The 23,208-nt window shown below is 45.4% G+C and carries 20 protein-coding genes and 1 tRNA gene; 4 read left to right on the plus strand and 17 right to left on the minus strand.

The genetic code is table 11. The annotated features are described in order from the left end of the window. Positions 1-326: 326 nt before the first annotated feature. The 14 genes from NMC31_RS24560 to NMC31_RS24625 form a co-directional block, all read right to left on the minus strand. Positions 327-665: a 5-fold beta-flower protein gene (locus NMC31_RS24560; protein WP_046092746.1), complete on the minus strand. Its 339-nt coding sequence runs from the start codon at positions 663-665 to the stop codon at positions 327-329. Between the two features lie 220 nt (positions 666-885). Further along, the gene (locus NMC31_RS24565; protein WP_181641168.1) at positions 886-4,002 is read right to left on the minus strand and encodes an HsdR family type I site-specific deoxyribonuclease; all 3,117 of its coding nucleotides are present in this window, start codon (positions 4,000-4,002) and stop codon (positions 886-888) included. 116 nt (positions 4,003-4,118) lie between these two features. Then, on the minus strand, positions 4,119-5,297 hold the full coding sequence (locus NMC31_RS24570) for a restriction endonuclease subunit S (RefSeq protein ID WP_181641167.1): 1,179 nt from the start codon (positions 5,295-5,297) through the stop codon (positions 4,119-4,121). After that, on the minus strand, positions 5,294-6,850 hold the full coding sequence (locus NMC31_RS24575; RefSeq protein ID WP_181641166.1) for a type I restriction-modification system subunit M: 1,557 nt from the start codon (positions 6,848-6,850) through the stop codon (positions 5,294-5,296). Before NMC31_RS24575 ends, NMC31_RS24570 begins: the two co-directional genes overlap by 4 nt. 203 nt (positions 6,851-7,053) lie before the next feature. Next, positions 7,054-8,922, minus strand: coding sequence for a DUF262 domain-containing protein (locus tag NMC31_RS24580; protein WP_247751400.1), 1,869 nt, complete (start codon positions 8,920-8,922; stop codon positions 7,054-7,056). A 70-nt stretch (positions 8,923-8,992) separates the two neighbouring features. Then, positions 8,993-9,304: a hypothetical protein gene (locus NMC31_RS24585; protein WP_023337782.1), complete on the minus strand. Its 312-nt coding sequence runs from the start codon at positions 9,302-9,304 to the stop codon at positions 8,993-8,995. Between the two features lie 58 nt (positions 9,305-9,362). After that, on the minus strand, positions 9,363-10,076 hold the full coding sequence (locus tag NMC31_RS24590; protein WP_172750627.1) for a helix-turn-helix transcriptional regulator: 714 nt from the start codon (positions 10,074-10,076) through the stop codon (positions 9,363-9,365). A gap of 102 nt (positions 10,077-10,178) precedes the next feature. Continuing rightward, positions 10,179-10,928 carry a YaaW family protein gene (locus NMC31_RS24595; RefSeq protein WP_000257250.1) on the minus strand — a complete coding sequence of 250 codons (750 nt, stop codon included), beginning with the start codon at positions 10,926-10,928 and terminating at the stop codon, positions 10,179-10,181. Between the two features lie 143 nt (positions 10,929-11,071). Then, complete coding sequence (locus NMC31_RS24600) at positions 11,072-11,458, minus strand: hypothetical protein (RefSeq protein WP_227467247.1); 387 nt, start codon at positions 11,456-11,458, stop codon at positions 11,072-11,074. Positions 11,459-11,532: 74 nt separating this feature from the next. After that, positions 11,533-11,772 (minus strand): DeoR family transcriptional regulator, encoded by a 240-nt coding sequence (locus NMC31_RS24605; protein WP_072015373.1) that lies wholly within the window; start codon positions 11,770-11,772, stop codon positions 11,533-11,535. Further along, positions 11,751-12,215, minus strand: a complete 465-nt coding sequence (locus NMC31_RS24610; RefSeq protein ID WP_023337779.1) for a lecithin retinol acyltransferase family protein — start codon at positions 12,213-12,215, stop codon at positions 11,751-11,753. Before NMC31_RS24610 ends, NMC31_RS24605 begins: the two co-directional genes overlap by 22 nt. A gap of 58 nt (positions 12,216-12,273) precedes the next feature. Then, complete coding sequence (locus tag NMC31_RS24615; protein ID WP_026080582.1) at positions 12,274-12,702, minus strand: DUF2787 family protein; 429 nt, start codon at positions 12,700-12,702, stop codon at positions 12,274-12,276. 47 nt (positions 12,703-12,749) lie between these two features. Next, positions 12,750-13,181 carry a hypothetical protein gene (locus NMC31_RS24620; RefSeq protein ID WP_017382949.1) on the minus strand — a complete coding sequence of 144 codons (432 nt, stop codon included), beginning with the start codon at positions 13,179-13,181 and terminating at the stop codon, positions 12,750-12,752. Beyond that, positions 13,174-13,527, minus strand: coding sequence for a hypothetical protein (locus NMC31_RS24625; RefSeq protein ID WP_045268673.1), 354 nt, complete (start codon positions 13,525-13,527; stop codon positions 13,174-13,176). Before NMC31_RS24625 ends, NMC31_RS24620 begins: the two co-directional genes overlap by 8 nt. Positions 13,528-14,126: 599 nt before the next feature. On the opposite strand from NMC31_RS24625, the gene NMC31_RS24630 reads away from it, so the two are divergent. The 3 genes from NMC31_RS24630 (at position 14,127) to NMC31_RS24640 (ending at position 17,876) form a co-directional block, all read left to right on the plus strand. Further along, positions 14,127-15,446: a site-specific integrase gene (locus NMC31_RS24630; RefSeq protein WP_157506691.1), complete on the plus strand. Its 1,320-nt coding sequence runs from the start codon at positions 14,127-14,129 to the stop codon at positions 15,444-15,446. Positions 15,447-15,518: 72 nt separating this feature from the next. Then, positions 15,519-17,450, plus strand: coding sequence for a DUF927 domain-containing protein (locus NMC31_RS24635; protein ID WP_075208969.1), 1,932 nt, complete (start codon positions 15,519-15,521; stop codon positions 17,448-17,450). Between the two features lie 75 nt (positions 17,451-17,525). Further along, on the plus strand, positions 17,526-17,876 hold the full coding sequence (locus tag NMC31_RS24640) for a hypothetical protein (RefSeq protein ID WP_213734742.1): 351 nt from the start codon (positions 17,526-17,528) through the stop codon (positions 17,874-17,876). Positions 17,877-17,927: 51 nt separating this feature from the next. Here NMC31_RS24640 and NMC31_RS24645 read toward each other — a convergent pair whose 3' ends face one another. Continuing rightward, a complete protein-coding gene (locus tag NMC31_RS24645; RefSeq protein WP_069219486.1) occupies positions 17,928-19,115 on the minus strand; it encodes a tyrosine-type recombinase/integrase in 1,188 nt (395 codons plus the stop codon). 524 nt (positions 19,116-19,639) lie between these two features. On the opposite strand from NMC31_RS24645, the gene NMC31_RS24650 reads away from it, so the two are divergent. Then, a complete protein-coding gene (locus NMC31_RS24650; protein WP_045268677.1) occupies positions 19,640-21,370 on the plus strand; it encodes an anti-phage dCTP deaminase in 1,731 nt (576 codons plus the stop codon). Positions 21,371-22,020: 650 nt separating this feature from the next. Here NMC31_RS24650 and NMC31_RS24655 read toward each other — a convergent pair. Beyond that, complete coding sequence (locus NMC31_RS24655; protein WP_057071268.1) at positions 22,021-22,479, minus strand: hypothetical protein; 459 nt, start codon at positions 22,477-22,479, stop codon at positions 22,021-22,023. A 649-nt stretch (positions 22,480-23,128) separates the two neighbouring features. After that, a tRNA-Phe gene (locus NMC31_RS24660) sits at positions 23,129-23,204 on the minus strand. Positions 23,205-23,208 lie beyond the last annotated feature (4 nt).

Below are 23,208 nucleotides of genomic sequence, written 5' to 3' on the forward strand. Positions count from 1 at the left end.
TGGTGCCCGGACTCGGAATCGAACCAAGGACACGGGGATTTTCAATCCCTTTAAAAGGGGCCAAACGGCCCATCAGCACTGACAGTTTTTTACTAGTTTACCTTGAGAAAAATGTTTAAGTTCGGTTATACGTGACTTAAGTAATGCTTAAATACGGCGTTTCGAAGCTACCAGAATCCTACCATTATGAGCCTATACCCATAGAAGAGAAATTATCTCCCGTTCTCGCGATTCAATGACTAAAAATCAGACGGTGCAGGCTTTTAGATACTGATATTATATCTTTTGGGTAAAGTATTAATCTCTGTTGAGATAGGCTCTTAGCCCTAAAATAGCCGAGCAGCAAACGCCAAAACAACAATACTGACATTACCATTAACTGTCGCGATGGTTCTGAGTCGGTCGTCTTTAAGTGTTTTACCATCAAATGTTGCGATGGTGCGGAGTCGATCGTCTTTCAGGGTCTTCCCATCAAATGTTGCGATGGTGCGGAGTCGGTCGTCTTTCAGGCTTTTACCGTCAAAGGTAGCGATGGTGCGGAGTCGGTCGTCTTTTAGGGCTTTACCATCAAACGTCGCGATGGTCCTCAGTCGATCATCTTTCAAGGTCTTGCCATCAAAGGTCGCGATAGTCCTGAGTCGATCGTCTTTTATAGTTACGCTCATAAGTATTCTCCTGTGATACATCCATTCAGTACTTTACCATCCAAAATCAAGCACTGGTTTCTGTAAGTTCTGGACGCTAATTGTTTGAATGTGCGTTAAAAATTCATCCAGTTAGCATTAACATTAACCAGCGCTTCATCGATCGTACAGGTCTGACGCAGTTTAAAAGATACAATCTTACCTATAAATTGCGGTGGCGCATTGTTCTTTTATCTGGCAACTAGAAGTGTCCTCCAACCCCTTTAAATTTTTCGATAAACGCCCCAATTTTCTGGAATACAGTCTGCTTTTTCGTTTTGTACTGAGGATTCAACGGACTGAGCTTTGGTAGCGTCTCGTTTAACTCCGTCCCATTTTCGGTAGCATATTCCCGTTTTAGTGATGTGCGGATATAGCGCCTTGCAGCCTCTTCATTGAGGTTTTCTTCCTTAATCAACGCTTCTGCTTCCCGCTGCTGTTCACGCTGAGCATAGGTAAAGAATGCATCAATGATACTGGCCTTGTCCGGCATGTCATCAAGGTTAGTTTGCTGAATAAAGTCAACAATCAGACCTTCTTTGGCACGGTTGCCCAGACTTGACCGGATTAAGCGTCTGACCTCTTCAGTCAGGGCTTCTTTACCTTTTTTCTGACGATTGTGGTCGAAAATCAGACCAAGGATGTAATCCAGGTTAATTTCCTGCGACTTCAGCAGGTCAATTTCAAACACCACGTCATCCCAGTCTGTGGTTGATTTATCCCTGTCGTTTGATGCTTTTTCGCGTCGCTGCCAGTCCCGGATATCATTGTATGCTGAGCGATAGTCCTGAACTTTACGTTCTGCCGGGAGACGAATGGTTTGTAATTCAGCAAATTTTTCATCATCCACATAGTGCTCTGCTTTAAAGGTTTCTACCGCTTCCGGGTCACTAATATCAACCTTCTGCAGGGCTTTCAGCGTGGCAAATTCATCATAGTTTTGCAGGATGTTTTCTGCCCGCAGATATTCACCAAACAGTTTGACGAAGGCTTTTTTCTCTTTTTCACTGTCGATACTGGCAGGGTCAGGGAAGCGCTGCTCCAGCTCCGAAACAACAGCCATAAAACCTCGTTTAGCCTCACCGGTTGCCGCATCGGTAAAGCCCTGCATGTACTCTTCGTAGCTTTTTTCCAGCACCACATTCTTGGTGTTTTTGTCGCCAAAAAGTGTGATGGCATCAATGGTCGGACGCTCCAGGTCCCTGAAAGTCACGATATTGCCGAAGGTTTTGGTTGCATCATAGATACGGTTGGTGCGTGAGAATGCCTGCATCAGACCGTGATAACGCAGGTTTTTGTCAACGAACAGAGTATTGAGCGTCGGAGCATCAAAGCCGGTTAAGAACATTCCCACCACGATGAGAAGGTCAATATCCTGATTTTTCACTCGTTGAGCTAAATCGCGGTAGTAGTTCTGGAAACCGTTACTGTCAGTGCTGAAATTGGTTTTAAAGCAGGCGTTATAGTCATCAATGGCTGCATCCAGAAATTCCTTCGCACTACTGTTCATCGCGCTGGTATCAAAGCTTTCGTCAGTAATATCACCAATGGCGCTTTGCTCTTCATTTGCAGCAAAGGAGAAGATGGTTGCCACCCGAAGGCATTTATAGCTGCCAGATTTCTTCTCTGCTTCTTCCTGTAGCATTTTAAACGTCGTGTAATAAGCTTTCGCCGCGTCCACGCTGCTAACTGCTAACATGGCGTTAAAGCCCTTAGCTCCCGGGAAGGTTCGGTGCGTTTTCTGCCGGAAGTTATTGAGAATGTATTGCGTTATTTCCTGGATACGCAGGGGGTGCAAAAATGCCTGTTGGTTTTCAGCCGCGCTGAGTTTTTTCTCGTCTGTTTCCGTTTCAAGAGACTTAAACTGTGGGCGGACATCGTTATAGTCCACCTTAAACTTCAGCACTTTTTCATCACGAATCGCATCAGTAATTACGTAAGAATGTAATTCACGCCCGAAGACGCTGGCGGTGGTTTCTGCCCCCAGTGCATTTTCCGGGAAAATAGGCGTACCGGTAAAACCAAACTGATAAAAGCGTCTGAATTTCTTTTTGAGGTTTTTCTGGGCCTCACCAAACTGGCTGCGGTGACACTCATCAAAGATAAACACCACCTGCTGCTGATAGACGGGCAGGTCAGCTTCGGCTTTCATCAGGTTATTGAGTTTCTGAATGGTTGTGACGATGATTTTGTTATCGTCCTTATCCAGGTTTCTTCTGAGGCCAGCTGTATTATCCGAACCGTTGACGCTGTCCGGAGAGAAGCGCTGATACTCCTTCATGGTCTGGTAATCGAGGTCTTTCCTGTCGACCACGAAGAAGACTTTATCAATAAAGTCCAGCTCGGTTGCCAGTCGTGCGGCCTTAAAACTGGTCAGGGTTTTTCCTGACCCTGTGGTATGCCAGATAAACCCGCCGCTTTCGGGTTTTGACCAGTTCTTCGCTTTAAAAGAGCTGTTGATTTTCCAGAGAATGCGCTCAGTGGCCGCTATCTGATAGGGACGCATGACCAGCAGTGTCTGGCTGCTGTCAAACACGCTGTAATTAAACAGAACATTCAGCAGGGTATGCTTCTGGAAGAAAGTGGCGGTAAAGTCCTTCAGGTCCTTTATCAGGGTGTTATCCGATTTCGCCCAGTTCATGGTGAAATCAAAGCTGTTTTTATCCCGCTTAGTGGTACTGGCAAAGTACCGGGTATCAGTCCCGTTGGAAATCACGAAGAGTTGCAGGTATTTAAACAGGGAGTTATCGCTGTTAAAGCTTTCCTTGCTGTAACGGTGTATCTGGTTAAAGGCTTCACGAATCGCCACGCCGCGCTTTTTGAGTTCGATTTGCACCAGTGGCAGGCCGTTGACCAGAATCGTAACATCATAACGGTTAGCGTGTGAGCCGGTCTGTTCAAACTGCTGAATGACCTGCACCTTATTGCGCAGCAGGTTCTTTTTATCTATCAGATAGATGTTTTCCAGACGACCATCATCAAACGTAAAATCACAGATATAGTCGATATGGATTTTACGGGTTTTGTCCAGGCTGCTGTCACTGGGGCTGTCCAGATACTGCTCTGCGAAGCGCCGCCATTCACTTTCGTTAAACACCACACCATTAAGACGCTGAAGCTGGTCCCGCACATTCGCCAGCATCGCAGTCGGTGACTTAACGGAGATAAACTCATACCCCTGATTAAGAAGGTCCTGAATCAGCTCCCGCTCAAGGTCCGATTCGCTCTGGTAGCTGTCACCGGTCTCCAGAATTTTGGTGAATTTATCAAGGACGATAAAGTTATTGGATTCAGCAATGGTGTGTGTCTGTTGTGTCATGGTGCATCCTGTGCGTCATCTGGTAAAGCCCGGAAGGGTATCAGAAGCATCTTCCGGTATTCGTAAAGCCTGATACCGGGCGGGTGAGAACAAACCCTGCCGGTATCAATGGTCCGTCAGTTGCTGGCGGTTTCTGGTCTCGGGAAGCTGAACAATAACTCACGATAGTACTCGTACTGTTTCTGGCGTAGTTCGAGTTCGCGAGGGAGGCCTTCTTCAATCGAATGGGTCAATCTGTCGAACTTATCCAGCAGGGCTACGATGCGGTTCTGTACTTCTAATGGTGGTATCGGTATTTGAAACTTCGAAAACTCTTCTTTCGTAATCGTTTTTAATGTGCTTCCCCTTGCAAATTCCTTTTCCAGGTCAAATTTTGCTTTTAACTGATGAGCAAAATATTTTTTATTTACTGCTGCTTTGTATTTCGTGAATATTGCTAGCGTTCTATCCACATAACAGTCATATTGCGTTAACGCTACGCGACCGATAGTTCCCTGCAGTGACACGATAACGGTCCCCGCTTCAACAAATACACTTTTGGATTGAGCTAACTTCGAAATTTGTTGTTTGGTGCTTCTGTGCAATCTGAATCCAAAATCGGCAACATCCGCAACCTGAACAAAAGGCATGCAGCCTTCACCATTATACCATTCACTATTACCATACGGCTGGGGAAATGAGCCCCGCCTAAAGGAAGCTACCTCGTCGAGAGTTTTCCATTCAACCTCACCCTCTTCAAAACTCAGCAACTGGTCGCGGTAGTAGTTGTACTGTTTTTTACGCATGGCAAGTTCAGCAGTAAGTTCAGAGGTAAGTGCTGTAAATTTATCCAGAATCCGGACGATTTCAGCCTGGATGGCAAGAGACTTTTCAGGATTTTCCGGGCAGGGGACAGGGATTTTTAGCTTGTTTAAAACTGATTGTGTCTGGCTTGGCACGCCACCCGCTTGGTTCATGTCGCCAAGACCTACCGTCGTCAAGAAGTAGTAAAGATATTTTGGGCGAATTTGCGCTTCATCAATTTCCGTATAAAAGATGGTATCAACGGTCCAGAATGGAACATCGACAAAGAATAGATTACCAAGTGAGCCCTTTCTCGGAATTAAGACTGAGGACTTATTATAGGCGTAGTTGTCTGCATATCGCATGATTCCACCGGAACCATAAACCGGGAACTTGCCTTCGCCAAGGGACTTGTGATCCTTGCCGTTTTTGATACGAGCCACATCACTCAAATTTTTCCACTCAAATTTAGCCTCATTCAGCAGTTTTTCCAGATAGCTCAACTTACTCATTCCTGAACCTCGTCACCTTCAATCTCAGCCACTATTGAATCAATGTCTTTGCGCAACTGATCGATTTTGCTGACGGTGATTTTTAGCTCGGCATTCAGCTCTGCAATATCGACAATTTCGCGGGTATCCATGGCTTCGACGTAGCTGCTTACTGACAGGTTATAGTCATTTGCGGCTACTGTTTCATAAGGGATTGTTTTCGCTAGGTGGTCAATATCTGCTTTGCTGGTAAAGACCTGCATAATCTTTTCGATATGACCATCAGTCAGGATATTGTTATTGGTTTCTTTCTTAAACAACCCGCTGGCGTCAATAAACTGAACGCGGGTATCTGTTTTGTGCTTTGACATCACCAGAATGTTAACGGCAATGGTGGTGCCAAAGAACAGGTTTGGAGCGAGTGAAATCACAGTTTCAACATAATTGTTGTCGACCAGGTACTGGCGGATTTTCTGCTCTGCACCGCCACGGTAGAAAATACCGGGGAAGCAAACTATTGCTGCACGCCCTTTAGCTGACAGGTAGTTCAGCGCATGTAGCACAAACGCAAAGTCAGCTTTTGATTTCGGGGCCAGTACGCCAGCCGGAGCAAAGCGCTCATCGTTAATCAGGGTCGGGTCGTCACTGCCAATCCACTTAACCGAGTACGGCGGGTTAGAGACAATCGCATCAAACGGTTTTTCATCGCCAAAGTGAGGCTCAGTCAGAGTATTTCCCAGTCTGATATCAAATTTGTCGTAGTTGATATTGTGCAGGAACATGTTCATACGCGCCAGGTTAAAGGTTGTATGATTTATCTCCTGACCATAAAAACCTTCTTCAATGATATGGTTATCAAAGTGCTTCTTCGCCTGAAGCAGCAGTGAGCCAGAACCTGCGGCAGGGTCATAGATTTTGTTGACGTGAGTCTGACCGTGCATCGCCAGTTGCGCAATCAGCTTAGAGACGTGCTGAGGAGTGAAGAACTCCCCGCCAGACTTACCGGCATTTGCCGCATAGTTAGAAATCAGGAACTCATAGGCATCACCAAACAGATCAATCTGGTGCTCGTTAAAATTCCCTAGCTTCAGCCCTTCAACGCCTTTCAAAACGGCGGCAAGACGGCTGTTTTTGTCTTTGACGGTGTTCCCCAGTCGATTGCTGGTTGTATCGAAATCGGCAAAGAGGCCTTTGATGTCAGCCTCGGATGGATAACCGTAGGCCGAGCTTTCAATAGCGACGAAGATACTGTTTAAATCAGCATTCAGCCTGTCGTTGGTGTTAGCTTTAGCGGCAACGTTGCAGAACAGCTGGCTCGGGTAGATGAAATAGCCTTTAGTCCTGATGGCATCGTCTTTGATGTCACCGGTAATGATGCTGTCATCAAGTGCTGCATAATGTATGCTCTCATCCCCTGCTTCCATGTAGCTGGAAAAATTCTCACTGATGAAGCGATAGAAAAGTGCACCGAGTACATACTGTTTAAAATCCCATCCATCTACGGAGCCTCTGACATCATTGGCAATGGCCCAGATTTGACGGTGTAGCTCTGCACGCTGCTGAAGGCTTGTCATTTTGTATCCTGTTGTATGATTCTTAAGTACTGTTATTGGCCCGATTTTATCGCAATTTCATATGGATGACAGGCTTTGTATGTCATACGTTGCACTGAGAGTTCGTTTGCCCGGTTGTGTAGCCAACACTCTTTCAGTCAGGCCAGTAGAAACGTTGTGCTGACGATAAATACTGAAGCCCCAATACTATCGGGGCTGAACGTTCAGTCGGTGAGAATTTCTTCATCCGTATCCATTGTGGATGGTGATGAATCTATTTTTGTTGTAAGAAATACCCGATTCAGCAGTCTTTGCTTCAGGGCGCTTCTTCGCTCATTGTAGAAATCCGGGAAGCGACTGAACTCAATATTTTCATCTGAAACTAACAGCATTGATGGCGTATAGTTGTTTGATGAATGAGATAGCCATTGTTTCAGGGAAGTATCCTGTTTACTTATATTCTGAGAGTGATTCAGTAAATGAAGATTCGGTATGGTGTCCCAGTATTCCGGATTTTCATAAAAGCTGAGCTTCTCAGGTGAATTCGCAATATAATCTAGTTTTTCAAGATATTTCTTTGAAAAATGATTTCTTGGGTGAAGGTGATCAATATGAAACACCTCGGTCGGATTCATTTCAGGGAACAGAAGATGCAATAGTGCGCGGCAACGACCTTCGCCATATCTGATATTGAGAAGGCTTTCGATGTATTCGTCGTCAAATCTGAGGTCTTTATTCGAGCCTTTATATCTGTCAATAATTTTCTCAAGAGGAAAATGAACATCTGAAAGACTATTCTTCATTACGTCTCTGATGCTTGTGAGTAGCGCATCCGCCTGGCTTCCAAAGATCCCTTTCAGAAGTACCATGTAAAACCACTGGCTAATTACTGAGCGTTCATTGTGGTTTTTATTCAGGAGATTAATCGTTGTATATAATGGATGTCCACTGATTTGCTTTTTGTAAAGCCAGTAGACCACAGGAATGACTGCATTTTTAGATATCAAAGACTGTGGATTGATGCCGAATCGCCTGATAAGAATAAAAGTCTCCTTGATGCAGGATTTTATTTCAGACCATTGTTGTTGTATCTTACCGACCTCCTCTGAAGTGAAGTTTTTTACTTTGAACCGGACGTCAGAGTCAATAAGCATCAGGCTGGTTTTTAAGAACCAGTCTCTTTCAATATAAAACCCCATTTCATTATTCTGATAAATGTTTTTTGTCAGTTCATCCAGTTCTCTTCTGAAATCACCCTGCCAGTGCGCTACCGCTATTGACATCAGTAAGTCGGAGAACTCAAGTTTTGTCCCCCCGCTGTTCGTGCGTATGAAAACATCCAGCACATGGTCAATATCCTGACTGCTCTCATTGAAGTAGTGGATGATGTTCTCAGTTCTTATTTTTGTATAAAGTCTCAGTAATGTTTTTCTGGAAAATTCACTGGAAATGAGTCCTCTTTTTTCGAGTTCTGGTACGACAACGTTAAATAAAATATCATCAGGGGAATCATACTGCTCGTATTTGAATATTTCGTGCAGGCAGAACCAGTGATGTTTGTTGTCTGTAAGTGAATCAGTGTATTGCTTGTCGGTCAGGAACCTGAAGTTATACTTCATCATGAGTTCGTCGTCTGACTTAAGTGGCGCGGTTAAATCGACGTAAAACTTTCTGGGCGGCAGGATGCGATCATCCTGTGCCGAAGGCCACCACACCCGGGGCTGTTTATACGCATACGTTCCACACAATCCAATATATAATGATGTGAGACGCTGCTGACCATCAATCACCGCCTTGAAATCATGAAATCCAGCATTTGTTGCTACGCAGGGGTTTTCTTCATTAAATCGCTGACAGTATTCTTTCAGGAATTCATAGAATTTGTAATCGTTTTTAATACTGGCACTACGGATATCCCACATCATGAAAGAGTTTATCGGGTAGTCTCGCATGATGGAATCAAACAGCAAACATATTTGACTGCTGCTCCAGACGAACTTCCTCTGAATTGCAGGCAGAAGATAGTGGCGTAAATTAATTGAATCTATCGCTTGTTTTATCGTTATTGCTTTTTCATACTGGCCAGCCATCATAAACCTCATATGTTATATTAGCTGGCCTATTTTAATTTATTGCGTGTCGGTAGTACAGTCTTTGCACAAACTAATTTATGCAATGGAAAAGCTGACGGCTCGGTTTGTGTTTTTCATTCGGGTAGACTCGCATTGCGGATGCACAAAGTGATGAAACCTGTCTTGCTATATTTTTACCGAAGTTAACAAGTAGGCCGTGCTTTATTTTTTCACCCTCTGCCCTGATGCTGATGACAAAGCTGAACTGATATACGATTACCTCAATGAGGTCATTGCCAAATGTTATGATGGCGGCGTTGTTTATTTCATATTCATAATCCCTCAGGTCAGTGTTAAGTCTTGCTGTTGCATCTACAAGTGCGTATTCTTTATCGATAATCATAACTTTCTCACTTATCATGTTAATGTGATTTAATCATCACTAATAATATGTTGTGATTTTAATTACGATTATTCGTCTGTTTACTCCCATAATGCATTATCTTATGAATAATGTTCATGTGGGGTAAGGCTTCCATAAAGTCAGACTGTTCAATCAGCGAAATGAGTGTGTTATCGATCTCAAACGTTGTATCCGGTAATACCTCAACCAGCCTGATTCGGGACAGGGAAATAACGAACACGCCCGATGACGTACATCCGGCAAGAAACCACTCCGCATGGCTGCAAAGCAGACGGTAGGGATGAACGGTATGGCTGACGTTTTCGTCGGTTCTGATACGCACCAGGGTCTGGTTAAGTATGGCGAGCGTCAGTCTGCTGAAATCACCGAAAAGGGTGGGTTTCTGGCGCGGCTCCGGTAGCATAATCCTGTATGGCGAGGGACGTTCCCCGTCAAGCATCAGACTCAGTAGTTTGGCATCCATCGCGGGTAACAGACGGTCAAGATGCAGCAACCTCGCCAGTATCTTCATATCCCGTTCCGTGCGGCGGTGAAAGTAATGTGAGGCAAGCTGATACACGCCGTTGCTCTGTTCAATATCAAGGTAGGTCAGACGGACGTTGAAATCCCGTCGCAGCGTTCGCGTCGTCACTCCAAATTCTTCTGCCAGCGTCCCGATATGCAGCTTTTCACCCTGAAACAAACGGCTCAGGATGATGGAAAGGCGGGTTGCCAGTCTGTCATGTTCGTTTTCTTGTGTTATCAGCGTCATACATCATTTCCGAATTTAGCCGGGAAATGATGCCAGCAGTAGCGGACAGGATTTGTCCGCCCTCTGAAGTTTTTTAAAGTCTGAATACCTTAAATGTAAGTGCTAAACGTCAGTATTCTCAGGTGAATAAAGATGCTTCTGGCGCATGTAGGCAATAAAAATGCAGGATGGTAGCGTCACCCGGTATGCGGGACCGGCTAAATCAATCAGCAGCCAGAGAGAACTGAGCACCCAGCCCACGGGACCGGCAAAAGCGCCCATGGTACGCGTCAGCATGGCATTTCCTGCAACGGTCAGCCCTCTGCCTAACAGGGCTTTCGCCACACCATTTGTGACAACAAGTGCCATCTGATAGGCCGCAAACCCGGATGTTTTTATCCCCGCCTGGATTGCCATGGTCAGCAACTCCGGCGTGGGGTTGCTGTAGCCTGTCTGCAATTCTTCCGCCACGGTCTTTAGCTGGTCAGGCGTCATCTTCTCAAGACTTTTCTCCAGGATCTTCATCAGCAGATTCATTTCAATGGTTTCAACACTGGATTTGTTGTTGTAGTTCACCTTCATTTTATCGCAGGCATCGGTGAGAATTTCCCGGTACAGCACCCCTTTACCCCAGCGGAGCAGCGTGGCAAAGCTGTTCGCCCCAAACGTCTGAACCTCGGCGGCAATGGCATCCCAGTAGCGCGGGTGGTTGGGCTTGTGTTTTTTATACTGAGGATCGTAGGTCAGCGTTTCCGTGATGCGTGCCAGTCCGTCTTTCGGATCGCAGATAAGCACAGAAACCAGTAAATCCAGATCGTCACGATGACAGTGGCGCAGAAACTCAAGGTCAGGGTCGTGTCGGTAGGTAGCCATATTTCACCTCATTGCAGATATTGGACCTGACAGTTTAAGGAAGCCCCCGGACAGGGTTTGTCCGCCTGAAAAACAAAAAAGTAAAAAAAAACCTGCCCGAAAGCAGGTTTCTGTTCACCGGATGGAGGTATAACGCGTCGGGATTACTTTCCGCGCCATTCCTTTTCCACTTTATCCGCAAAAGAATCGCACTGCCGGGCATATTCCGGGTTATACAGAAGCTCCGACTGCGAAAGTTGCATGGCGGTCATGCTGCCGTTACGGGCATTTGATTCGAGCCAGGTTCTGCCATAGGTTTGGTTCATCACCTGAAGTACCCTGTTGAATACCGGTCCGTTGATGCGGGCATTGAGATTGACGCCTTTTAACTGAAGGCCGCTGTCGCTGGTCTGGGTCAGGCGGGTGGAGTACATCGCGCAGAAGGTCGAATTGGCAATCATCTGAGCGTCAGCCTGCTCGTCGGCGAACGCGCTGTGGCTGAAGGCTGAAAGCAAAATTGTGGCGGTTAACAGTTTAAAAATTTTCATCATGTTCCCTTATGGATTGAAAAGCGGAGACAGCCTGCCATACGGAGTGGTCAGGAGATGTCCGGCAGAGAAAAAAGTCAGGGTTTCAGCGAGGGAGCCAGTCGCCAGCGGTGAGGTCCAGCGGATTCGAGCACAAAGGCCAGATGGGTGAGGTCCCGTCTTGCGGTACGGGGAGATACGTCAAACTGCCGGATGATGTAGCGAACAGATATTGTCTGACCGTAAAACAGCGCCATGGTCAGCCGGATAAGCCGTTCTCCCTGTCCGGTGACACGTTGCCTGCAACGGCTGGCTTTCATCGTTGCCATACGCGCCATCGGTCCCCTTTCTGAAAAGAATCGAGGTGTCTGGCAAGCCAGATATCAGGGCACGAATCGCCGGTAACGCAGCGGGCAGTAAACCGGTGGCAGTTAAAGTCGAGCAGGCTATAAGGATAGCGCTGACCCACTGCCGCCTTTGCCCGTTCAGCGGCCCGCGCACAACCCTGAGGCGTCAAATCCATACAGTCGGTATACACCGAGATAGCGGAGTTCCAGCCATCGAGCCGGTCAAGAAAACCTTTAGCCTTACTTTTGATAACGGTTCCATCGCCATCAAGATGAACAATATCGCCGTTACCCACATAGATACCGCTGTGTGCGGCAAGGCCAAAAAGCAGTTCGCACTGCACGATACCGCCGTAAGCCGGTTCATCGACGCAGGACAGAATGCAGTTATCGATAAATGAATCCACGAAGTTAAGCAGCAGAAGCCGGTACATAACATTCAGTTCCTTACTATGGGGGAGAGGGGGGATGCGGGGGAAACGTAGTGAACACTCAGCTTTCCCACAACGTACGGACCGTGAAAACCCCCATATCGTGGTAAGCCATAAAGTTACTTTCCCATAGCGACCAGAACTCACGGGCGTCGACATGAGAGATATCGCCACAACGGGAAAGCCACGTGTATTGTTGCGTCCAGCTCACATCGACATCTTTTTCAAGCTCAGGCCATGGATGTCCTGCATAGTGAAAATCGGTGACGTAATCGAGCTGCCAGTCTTCTCCGGCAGGGATGAGGCGTATTTCGACCGGATGCCAGCCGCCCTTTTCCGGTGAGTATTCAGGGTCACGGAAGTTAATGGTTAATCCGGTGATGGGGTGACGATGAGGCGGTTTTTGCGCAACGATACCCAGAAGCAGTTGAGTGAACGACCGGGAGAGCGGCAGCACATAGCCGCCCTGCAATATAGCGGGTGATGACATAGTGAATTTCCTTTTTAAGGGGTATGGAACACAGAAAAAGCGGGGGATTAGTCCTGGCTGATTGCGGCAAGCTGCGTCAGACGGTGCTGCCAGTCGGCGTAGCAGCGGTGCATAAAGAGTCTGCTGCTGTCCGCTTCGATAAGGCAGATATCCGGACTTCTGAGCACAGCAGCAAGAAAACCTGCGTTATTGGTGCTGCCCTGACCAAACAGTGGGCGAAATACACGGGATGGAAAGCTGTCCTGCTGCTGTTCCAGAATGGCGTGAATCGCATCAAGCGCTACCCATTCACGGGAGAACAGGCCTCCTTCGCCATTGGCGGTTAAGCGCAGGGCAAGGCTTCCGGTTTCACCCTCTTTACCCAGCTCATACGTCAGCAGTCCCTTGCTATGGGGGCTGATTTTCTCTGCTTCCCCGCTGTAGAACACGGTATAGCTTTCGATGACGGCGGCTTCGGTAGCGATTTTTTTCTTACTCATGGTTCAGCGCCTCAATCAGGTTCTGGAGTTGAGTGATAACTGTCGTGTCCGGGAACACCAGATAGATACCCTGTCCGTTATCGCAGACGATACCGAGCAGGAGATACCAGCCATCATCAAGTGCGGTGACGTATTCCGGGTTAGCCAGTGCCACTGCCAGCAGCGGGTCTTCGGGCAGCGTGTCATCATGGTTGAGATGCCAGAGCAGGGTTTCCGTTTCGTTCCAGAAGGCGGTAAACAGGTCGATATCATCGACGGGGCCAAGGATTTCATTGCTGAGGGCTTCCAGCGCGGAGGCGGGCAGTTTGAGAAGGGGAAGACTGGTGGGTGTCGTGAGCTTGAACATGATTATCTCCATAATGAATTGATTTACATGGAAATAATATGTGCATAAAAAGAGGTTTTTTACGTTCATAGTCGTTGGGGTTGGTGAGCTTTGTGAATGTACAAAATCAAAGCACCCGCAGGTGTAAAATGTGATGATTGTCACAATAATAAAAATTAATGGAGTGTGGTTTTGATTGTTGAAAGGTTGATTTACCCTTAAGTTGGGCTGCATATTGTCAAAATCATCACTTTAATCTATTGATTTAAATAGCATTAATTTTAAATGCCTTATTGGGTTGTTTTTTAGTCGAAAATCGGTGGGGTCTATTACCATTTTCTTATTTCAGGGCCTCAAAAGTTGACTTACTTTGGGCGATGCATCCGGAACACAATTTTTTTATAGGGTTTAACGCTATTTTCCCTTTTCCCTGAGCAGGAGTACTCCTGATGAATCATCATGGTCTTTCTGACTTGAGTATTAAATGTCAATGGGCATGTAAGAGCTGATTTTTCATGGGCTTGAAAGTGATGCCACGAATAAATAAGCTTATCCCATTGTTGGCCGACATATTAAATTACTCATTATCATCTGAATTTTCAGAGGACCATGTACATATTATGAAAGTTAATTACCCTTTAAATAAAATAACGCAAGTGCTGGATGAAAAGAGCATCACAGCTGCTCATAAAAATTCCTTCAATGTAGATGTGGAAGCTCAGGGGTATTCCGACTCTGGAGTATCTGATGTTGTAGAATATCCAGGGGTTGCACCTAAAAATACTGGAGGTGTTTTTACTAAAGCCCTTTTTGATGAATATAAAATCCGTGCAGTACAAGCTGCACAAACAATCGAGACCAGCGATAAGAAGTTAACCGGACTTAAGGCAATATTCTATCCATCAGGTCGCATTAAATTTATTGTCCGCAAAAGTATTCGCGGAAAGAATATCTACGTTGCCGTAGGAGGCTACCCGGAAATTTCAATTAAAGATGCAAGGGAGCATGCCTTTAAAATAATTCAGGAGCTCAAGACCGCCGTTGAGGCTTACGGTGAGCGTTTTCTTACTCACAGTAAAATGACGTTTAATGAGCTTGTGGATGAGTATGAGAAAAGCGTACTCAGCACGGGCGTTAAGCGTTCAGCTAACACCGACCTTTCTAAGATCCGTAAATACCTGCGCCCTCTTCTCGGTGACAAAAAGCTGGCAGGTATGACGGAGGCAGATGTTCTGAGCTATCTGCACGATCTCGATCTTAAGCCTGCCACACGCAACCGCCACCTGGCGCTCATTAAAGCGGTCTTTACCTGGGCTATACGCATGGGATACACCAGCCGCTCTCCGGCGCTTTATATCAAAGCGCTGCCTGAAGTGACGTCAGATCGCCGCGCCATGGATGACTCCCAGCTTCAGCGCTGGATGGAAGTCTGTGAGTGCTGGCGTAATGGTAAACCCGATCATGAAGCCCTTGCTCTGCTCATGTTCCTTGCCCTGACGGGGCTGCGTCTGGGGGAAACCCGTCACCTTCGTCTTGAAGATGTGGACTGGAGCCGCAAGGTTATCACCCTTCGCCATACCAAAAACGGCAAACTCCGCCGTGTACCGGTATGTGATAAGGCTTTCGTTCTTCTGACAGAACAGCGTCAGCATCTGGGTGATGAAGGCTGGGTATTTCCGGGCAAGGGGACCGACAATCCGGTTTCTGAGCCGCGTCGCCTGCAAAAACGGCTTTGTGAGGCTGCGGGTATTCCACCGTTCACCATCCATGAGATGCGCCATACCTTTGCGACAAAACTCATTGAGAGCGGGGCCGACATTCACACCGTCAAAGACTTACTGGGCCACAGCACTATCAAAGTGACGGAGCTTTACTTGCACGCTTCCCCGGCGCGTTACCACGAAGCTGTTAACCGGGCGATGAATGTTTTTCCGGCCTAAACAGAATTCCCCCTCAGGCAAGTGAGTTCTGCGCTTTACTGCCTGTGGTTCACATTCAAAAGGAACCTGTAAATGAATAATAAATCAACACCATCCCCCTTGACTACAACGACCCCCGCTCGTTTTGCCTGCAGGAAATTAAATGCATTTCTGGCTCGTCGTGCTCTTCATATGAAGGTGGTAAGAAAAAACCTGAACAAGGCTGCTGCAATCGACATCGATCTCGATGACATTTCTAAGTGCGGATGCCGTGATGGTCTGCCTGAAGGCTTTGTCAATACTGCAAAAGGGCTTTTCTATTATGAAGGAAAAAAATGGTACCAGTTAAGCTCGACCCCCATTCTCCCTGTCTACAGGCATTATTCTGATTGTAAAACGCGCAATATGGGCGTCGAGTTGATGACTATCAACCATGCTGGAGAGTTCGCCTGTGCTGATGTCTCATTAAGTGATGCAATGGTAAAACCTGATCACGTCATGGCTTCTCTGGCGGGCAAAGGTTTTGGTATCTCCCTGACGATAAAGTCTAAAGAGCTTCTGGTGCAATTCTTACAGGTGTGTATGAAGAAATCGCTGGAATTGCCTACTTATCTTGTCGCAGATTCGATGGGTTTTGTGCCTGGCAACAAAGCATTTCTTCACGGCAGTATACCTATCGCGCAGCACCTTTTGGAATTTGACTATTTGATTCCGGCTTCCCGTGTTCCACGAGGGCTTGTCGAGTCGGGAACGCTGGATGACTGGAAAACGATGGTAGCTGAGCTGGTTCATGGCTGGCCTCAGGTCTTTGCATTATCCACAGCTTTTGCTTCGATGCTGCTGTCGTTGTGCAAAATGGATGTCGCATTGTTTCATTTTTACGGGGGGTCAACGACCGGAAAAACAATTCTTCTTCAGCTTCCCATGTCAGTTCACGGCCATGGTGGAGAACCCGGCAGTGCGCCAGATGTGAACATTTTACGCTGGAATACTACAGCGAATGCGCTTGAGAAAAACCTGAGTCGGTATTCAGGGATATTAGCCTGTATTGATGAGTTGGGTGCTTACAAACAGAAGGACTTTGCTTCCTTGCTGTACAATATTACTGCTTCGAAGGGTAAGGATAGAATGAATCAGCATCTGGAGATAGATGAGGCCTTTACCTGGAAAATGTTTATTCTTTCGTCAGGGGAAATGTCTATCCCTGAGAAGCTTGCCACGCAGAAAGAGCAAATTCAGGGAGGGCAGGAGCATCGTGCCATCAGTCTTAACATCCGCTCCGAAGATGCCCGTAAAGACGGTGAGACCTCTGAAGACGTACGTAATCGAGCTGAGAGACTGAAACATGGGTTGTGTGAGACTTACGGCACTGCGGGTAAGGAATTTATTGCCTGCCTTCTAACGTTGAAGGGTGAAAATGATGAGGCCTTATCTTATCAGGAGATGTGTAAATTCATCCAGGGTGCATCAAAAGATTGCTATGGCATTCTGATCGGTGAGTTGCAGAAAGAAGGCTATTCTCTCAGTAATATTCAGAAGCGTGCATTAGAACGTTTTGCTCTGTGCTGGTGCGCTGGGATTCTCGCAACTGAATGGAATATTCTTCCCTTTGATGAGGATGTTATTGCAGATGCGGTAATGAGTGCCGCTCGACGCTGGCTTGATGATAAACCTAACCAGTATAACCCCGTATTGCTGGCTCTTATTGATATTCAGCGTGACCTTGTAAAGCGAGAAGGTGCGCATTTTATCGGTCTTAAAGAACCGGACAACCGTAAACCCGCAAATCACTGGGGGTATATTCATCATGCTAGTGAAGATTTTTTAGTCTTCGCACCTGTATTTGAAGAGTGGTGTCAGAAACATTCCTTAAGCGCCAGTGACGTCGCTAAGGAACTGGTACGTCGAAAACTGCTGCGGGCAGAAAGTAAAGGGCATTACAAAAAGCGTCCTCTTACTGGTATGGACAGGTGTTACTACCACATTAAGCGAGGGTTTATCAGTGCTGATTTGAATTGTGCTTAGAGCATTATCTGAATGTAGTTAACTAACTTATATTTAAACTTATTATTCTGAGTAAATTAACAGAAGGGGAACCCCATGACTGAATTCTGCGAATTAGATGAAAATCACACTTTTCCTGGTGCTATTACAGGCTGTGAAACTTTTCGCCCACCATTTACGCCTCATGGTCTTATCATGACGCAGGCTAAATGCAATTTTTATGGTATCTGTAGGGAAGTGACCGACGGTAAGTATCCTGAATTAAAAGCAATGATTAACCGAAATGAAAATATTCGTTTCTTCACCAGTTATATTTTCAAAGGTAACGTTCGTTATGATTATCTTGGCGAATTTCCAACACTATCAATCGATCAGGCTCGCAATAAAGCCCGATATCTTGCCAGAAGTAATGAGGATGAGACCGATTATGAGCATATCCCGTTCTGACTGATAGCTGAACAGTAAAAAAAGCAGGGGCATTTGCCTCTGCTTTTTTTGTTATCGCAAGGAAGGTAACTGAGCCGTTATCCTTTCCGCCAGTAACTGACTGGTGTTCTGTAAGCGCTGAGGATGAAGATGCGCATACCGTTGTGAAGACTGACTGCTGCGGTGCCCCAGTTGAGCCTGAACGTCATACAGTGTTCCGCCGTAGGACACGATGAGGGCGGCAACCGAATGGCGGCAGGTATGAATACACACTTCCTTGTCGAAAATTCCCGCCCGACGCACGATACGCTGAAAGGCTTTAACCGGGTTACTCAGCGGCATTCCCTGTTTTTTACCAATAAACAACCACGGATTTCCCCGCTGCGTTGGCAGCGTTCTGATTACGTCCATCGCCAGTGAGTTAAGGTGAACAATCCGTCCATAGCCATTCTTGGTTTCAGGGAGCCACAGGGTGCGTTTAACCGGGTCAACATGCTCCCACTTTGCCAGACGCAGCTCATCGCGGCGAAGGCCGGTCAGTAACAGCAGTTTGACATAGCGGGCAGCTACAGGGCTGGTATCGTTATCGGCGGAGAGAAAAATACGACGAATTTCGTCCTCGGTAAAATAACGCTGTCGGGCGTTGTTCTCCCTGAGTAGCTGTACCACCCTTGCCGGATGGACAGAGGTCATGCTTTGCCTTCCGGCCCATGTAAAGACGGCTTTAATGAGTACGATGACACGGTTACAGGTAGCCGCTGACAGGGAAGTACTTAACGTCTGCTGAAGGCGCAGAATGCTCGCTGGTGTGATATCGCTCAGCAGCCTCTGACCAATGGCGGGACGGATATGATCGCGGTAGCGCTGAACATCCTTTCCCCAACTGCGTTTAGCGGATTTTGCCCATGGCAGATAATGCTGATTAAAGAGTTCATCGAACGTCAGTTCCATTCTCTTGTTTTCACGCTCCTGCTTAGGGTCAGTGCCGGTGGCAAGGGAACGTTTGTGTTCTATGGCAATCTGACGAGCAAGATTGACGTCCACTTCAGGCCAGTGACCAATGGCGATGGCGCGTTTTCGTCCATGATAAAGGTAGCGTAGCAAAAACTTTTTACGACCTTCTCTTCTGCTGACCAGACACTTGAGGCCGGAAATCTCGGTGTCGCTGTATTCGGCATCGGTACTGCGTGCATCGGATGTGTTAGGGGGCAGGGATTTAATGAGCTGATTAGTAAAACGGAAGCGTTTCGGGCTGGACATATAACCTCCTGTGACTGGTGTAAAGAACGTCAGGGTTGACCCATCCCCGGCACGACACTTTTTATGGGGGAGTTGATTTTCTGGTGTGGCGAAGGGAATGCTGGTGCCACATGGGATGAATTAAGACGGGAAATGCAGAAAGAGCAGGCTTTACGGTCTAGTTGTGGTCTTATTGAAAAAGTACCCTCAGGGGAGGACAACACAGAAATAATATATCCCCCTGTCTGGGGCAATTACATGCGCTAAGAACCAAAAGTGTTGCACGTATGTGGCAGGTTTTTCATACGGCTATGTGCCTAGAAGGGAGTGGGGATCATTACATACAAAAAAATTGAATTTAACGTTGGGCTACAAACTAACGAATCATTATTTTTCAATGGGTTAATTTCATGTGTAGATTGATTTTCAAAACCGATGTTTATTTTTTTCAAAAAGTCAATTAACTTGTTGATTTTTTTGAGTTCTGGATGATAATTGGAGGGACCATGTAAATATTATGTGCTAAAGTATAACGGATCAAAACGATGGCGGAACAAAAATTCATAAGTGAGTTATTTTTAGAAAATAATCAATTCATCCTGGTTGGTTTAACTGGGAGGACTGGTTCAGGTTGTACTACTACAGCAAATATATTAGAAAGTAAAAGCATTGCCTTTCCTGAATTAAGTGGTTTGAGTGGGTTTTATAAGGGTTTAGATAAAAGGCGTTACTCTATAGTTAAAAAGTTTGCTGAAGAGCATTGGGAGAATTTTTATTCGATAAAGGTCAGTGACCTTATATCAATATACTTACTATTATTACCTGCTGTAAAGTTAACTAGTTTCATATATTCTTGCGGAGAGAATATAGCTAAAAAATCCTGCGAGTCTTTAGTAAGAAAAGGTGTTTTATCAAAAAGTTTTTTAAAAGAAAATTATAGTGATGTCATAAAACAACTTTTAGATCATCACTCTGAAATTGATTTCAGTGATCCAAAAATAACACGTTCATTCATCAGGATTCTACAGCTGGTTAGAAAATTTACGAGAGACCTTAAGGCTGAATTAAACCAGTTAGAATCCGGTTTATATGTCTCGGTTTATCAATCTGCGGGTAAATCAATTAGACGAATTGGCAAGGTTGATGCAGAATATGAAAGCAAAGACTTCATTCCAAGCTCTGTTTTCCATTTGCCGGAGACCATTAATAGAGTTATTAAGTCAATAAGGAAGGTGAAAAATGAGAGAGCATACGTCGTTATTGATGCAATAAGAAATCCCTATGAAGCTAAGTTCTTTAAAGATCGATATGCAGCATTTCATTTAGTTTCAATTAATGCGCCGGATGAACACAGAACAAGATATTTACAAAAGCTGCATAAATTTTCACCAGAGCAAATTAAAAAAATTGATGACGAAGAGTCGGGTAAAGGAGATAGTGAATATAAACACTTAACGAATCCAAATGTAAAAAAATGCATAGAAATATCTGATATACATTTATTTAACCCAAAGAATGAATATGATAATAACAATGTGCTAAAAGCCCAAATCGCATGGTATATAGCGTTAATGCAACACCCTGGATTAATATCCCCTACATCAATGGAAAGGGTCATGCAAGTCGCATATACAGTAAAATTAAACTCTGGTTGTATTTCAAGGCAGGTGGGTGCAGTTGTTACCGATAGCGATAACTCAATAAAATCAGTTGGTTGGAATGATGTTGCTCAAGGGCAGGTTCCTTGTGCTATGAGGTCAATTGATGGATTAATAAATGATTTTCACTCAGAAACATATAGCCATTATGAAAGAAATAACGAAAAATTTAGAGAGAAGGCGCGAGAGTTCTATGATATTTTTAAGCCAGTAATTCAGCAATCAAATTCTTTTAAAGGAAGAAATATTTCATATTGTTTTAAAGATATACATAACAGTATAGATAATAAAAGTAACCAAGTGCATACTCGTGCTTTGCATGCAGAAGAGAATGCTTTCTTACAATTAGCAAAATATGGTGGGATCGGTATTGTGGGCGGGAAGTTATATACTACTGCGAGCCCATGTGAATTATGTGCAAAAAAAGCATATCAACTTGGTATTTCTGAGGTTGTCTTTATTGATCCTTATCCGGGGATAACGCAAGACCATATTATTAACATTGGAACTATGCCGCCTAAGTTAATACAGTTTAGAGGCGCTATTGGTAAAGCATATCATCGACTTTATGAACAGATTATACCTATAAAAGATGAGCTGGATTACATGTTAAAATAGTTTTTTTAAACACCCATTATAAATGGTAATCTATTTATAGATTTTCTTATGAAGAGGGTCACTGCCTGTAAAAGTACCGGACTGGAAAGGAGTGACCTTCTCAAACATGACTAGCAACATTCCTTGTTACCACAAGGTAACGAGAAAACATCTTTCTTGGTACATTGTGTCAACGTTAGAGAGAGCAATTCTGATACGCATCTACAATGGATAAGCGGGAAGCTTATAAGAGATACAAACTTGGGAATCTGGCAACTGAATATTTTAATGTGACGTCTGCTCTTCACTCACTTCGGGTCCTTGGCGCACTTAGTTTGTCCACTCCGTTTCAGAAGCTTAAATGGCCTTGTAATTATACATCGCGTTTTCAGGATAAATACATGAAAATAACACCATGATAATCATGACTGCTGCATCGCGCTCACGTTATTACTTCTTTTGAATGTAAGCATCCGGCTTAACAAAACTATTTGCTTATATAGAATTTCCAGAGAACGTTCAAGTATGATCTAGGCCAGTTTCGGCTCCTCGCTCATGGCAGGCTTTAGGGCGTTTCAGGCGGTCCGCTTAGTGCCAGAAGCGGATATTAAGAACATGATGGAGTTCAAAATAGCAGTCATCACCCCAATCTTACCTGATGCCTCTTGATGCTACTTAATCCCCATGGTCAACTTATTAAATTCACCTGGATCCAGTACCCGAGCATCAAGTGTTATGAACACCTCGTTGTAAATGCATCCAGACTTTTCAACGTTGTCTTTCCCGTCCACCCTCAATAGAAGACCCAATTTCCGATCAATAAACGTTCTAACCTTGGCACGTTCATCAACAGAGAGGACATAGAATCCGCTACCCAACATTCCCGTGGTGCGTTCGTCGATGGTTGTTCCTATTGCACCAGAAAGAAGAATATTAGTGCCGTAGGCTTTAAATAAACAGTCGGTCCATCCAGCGTTGATAGTCGAATCCTTACACATCTTGGATTTCTTAAACTGCTGATATATTAGAAGCCCCTCCTTATCCAGCTTTTCGCACTGATCAGCGATACCTTTGCCTGGATAGATGGCGCAGGATAGAAGTAGAGTTGTACTGAGTAGACGCCATCTCATTTATAGGCACCACCGTGGTTAAGGTTGCGTGAGTAGTCTCAACCATAACATCGTTCGGCAAAAGTGTTGTGGTAAAAACCTTATCTTTCCTCAATTCGTACATCCGTTTGTCAAATTTCCCCTCTTCGCTCACAGCGGACACTCAGGTTTAACAGTCCAGTACGTTTAGCTTACGGATAAATCATTTTATGATGGCGTGGAGAACGGGGGATTCTGAAAAGGTAAGAAGTGAAAGGGAAAAAAGAGCTTGTTGCAGGTGGACGGACTGGTGAAGATCCCCATGAGAATGGTGGAGAGTGTATGCTGCCAAGTTTCCCCGCTTGCTATTGGGGATTTCCCCACCTTATTCCCCGCGACAAAATCACGTTAAGGACAGCGGATTAAGGCAGAATGATAATTCCCCGTTTCCCCCGTGTTTTCTACTTCATTATGAATGATCTGAGAGAAAGGAACCGTAGAGGACCGTAGAGAGACCGTAGCTGTGAGGTAAGAAAAAAATACATCAGAAGATGTTGAGGTGTCTAAAAGTAACGAACATCTGCGAAAATGGCGAGAAATCCAGCAAACAAATAACGTGTTGCAACGACCAGAAATCTACCGTAGCCAAGAAAGGAAAAAGCCCCGCTTTGCAGCGAGGCCTTATGAATATTGGTGCCCGGACTCGGAATCGAACCAAGGACACGGGGATTTTCAATCCCCTGCTCTACCGACTGAGCTATCCGGGCAACG

Origin of the sequence: Pseudocitrobacter vendiensis, assembly GCF_943590815.1 — a bacterium.
In the GTDB taxonomy this organism is placed as follows: Bacteria; Pseudomonadota; Gammaproteobacteria; order Enterobacterales; family Enterobacteriaceae; genus Pseudocitrobacter; species Pseudocitrobacter vendiensis.

Excerpts from the sequence above, each read along its gene's own strand:
- NMC31_RS24605 (WP_072015373.1), bottom strand. The coding sequence starts at position 11,772 with ATGGCGCGTATGGCAACGATGAAAGCCAGCCGTTGCAGGCAACGTGTC.
- NMC31_RS24570 (WP_181641167.1), bottom strand. The coding sequence starts at position 5,297 with ATGAGTAAGTTGAGCTATCTGGAAAAACTGCTGAATGAGGCTAAATTT.
- NMC31_RS24610 (WP_023337779.1), bottom strand. The coding sequence starts at position 12,215 with ATGTACCGGCTTCTGCTGCTTAACTTCGTGGATTCATTTATCGATAAC.
- NMC31_RS24590 (WP_172750627.1), bottom strand. The coding sequence starts at position 10,076 with ATGACGCTGATAACACAAGAAAACGAACATGACAGACTGGCAACCCGC.
- NMC31_RS24620 (WP_017382949.1), bottom strand. The coding sequence starts at position 13,181 with ATGAGTAAGAAAAAAATCGCTACCGAAGCCGCCGTCATCGAAAGCTAT.
- NMC31_RS24600 (WP_227467247.1), bottom strand. The coding sequence starts at position 11,458 with ATGATGAAAATTTTTAAACTGTTAACCGCCACAATTTTGCTTTCAGCC.
- NMC31_RS24560 (WP_046092746.1), bottom strand. The coding sequence starts at position 665 with ATGAGCGTAACTATAAAAGACGATCGACTCAGGACTATCGCGACCTTT.
- NMC31_RS24650 (WP_045268677.1), top strand. The coding sequence starts at position 19,640 with ATGGCGGAACAAAAATTCATAAGTGAGTTATTTTTAGAAAATAATCAA.
- NMC31_RS24585 (WP_023337782.1), bottom strand. The coding sequence starts at position 9,304 with ATGATTATCGATAAAGAATACGCACTTGTAGATGCAACAGCAAGACTT.
- NMC31_RS24565 (WP_181641168.1), bottom strand. The coding sequence starts at position 4,002 with ATGACACAACAGACACACACCATTGCTGAATCCAATAACTTTATCGTC.
- NMC31_RS24635 (WP_075208969.1), top strand. The coding sequence starts at position 15,519 with ATGAATAATAAATCAACACCATCCCCCTTGACTACAACGACCCCCGCT.
- NMC31_RS24625 (WP_045268673.1), bottom strand. The coding sequence starts at position 13,527 with ATGTTCAAGCTCACGACACCCACCAGTCTTCCCCTTCTCAAACTGCCC.
- NMC31_RS24595 (WP_000257250.1), bottom strand. The coding sequence starts at position 10,928 with ATGGCTACCTACCGACACGACCCTGACCTTGAGTTTCTGCGCCACTGT.
- NMC31_RS24645 (WP_069219486.1), bottom strand. The coding sequence starts at position 19,115 with ATGTCCAGCCCGAAACGCTTCCGTTTTACTAATCAGCTCATTAAATCC.
- NMC31_RS24640 (WP_213734742.1), top strand. The coding sequence starts at position 17,526 with ATGACTGAATTCTGCGAATTAGATGAAAATCACACTTTTCCTGGTGCT.
- NMC31_RS24615 (WP_026080582.1), bottom strand. The coding sequence starts at position 12,702 with ATGTCATCACCCGCTATATTGCAGGGCGGCTATGTGCTGCCGCTCTCC.
- NMC31_RS24575 (WP_181641166.1), bottom strand. The coding sequence starts at position 6,850 with ATGACAAGCCTTCAGCAGCGTGCAGAGCTACACCGTCAAATCTGGGCC.
- NMC31_RS24655 (WP_057071268.1), bottom strand. The coding sequence starts at position 22,479 with ATGAGATGGCGTCTACTCAGTACAACTCTACTTCTATCCTGCGCCATC.
- NMC31_RS24630 (WP_157506691.1), top strand. The coding sequence starts at position 14,127 with ATGAAAGTTAATTACCCTTTAAATAAAATAACGCAAGTGCTGGATGAA.
- NMC31_RS24580 (WP_247751400.1), bottom strand. The coding sequence starts at position 8,922 with ATGATGGCTGGCCAGTATGAAAAAGCAATAACGATAAAACAAGCGATA.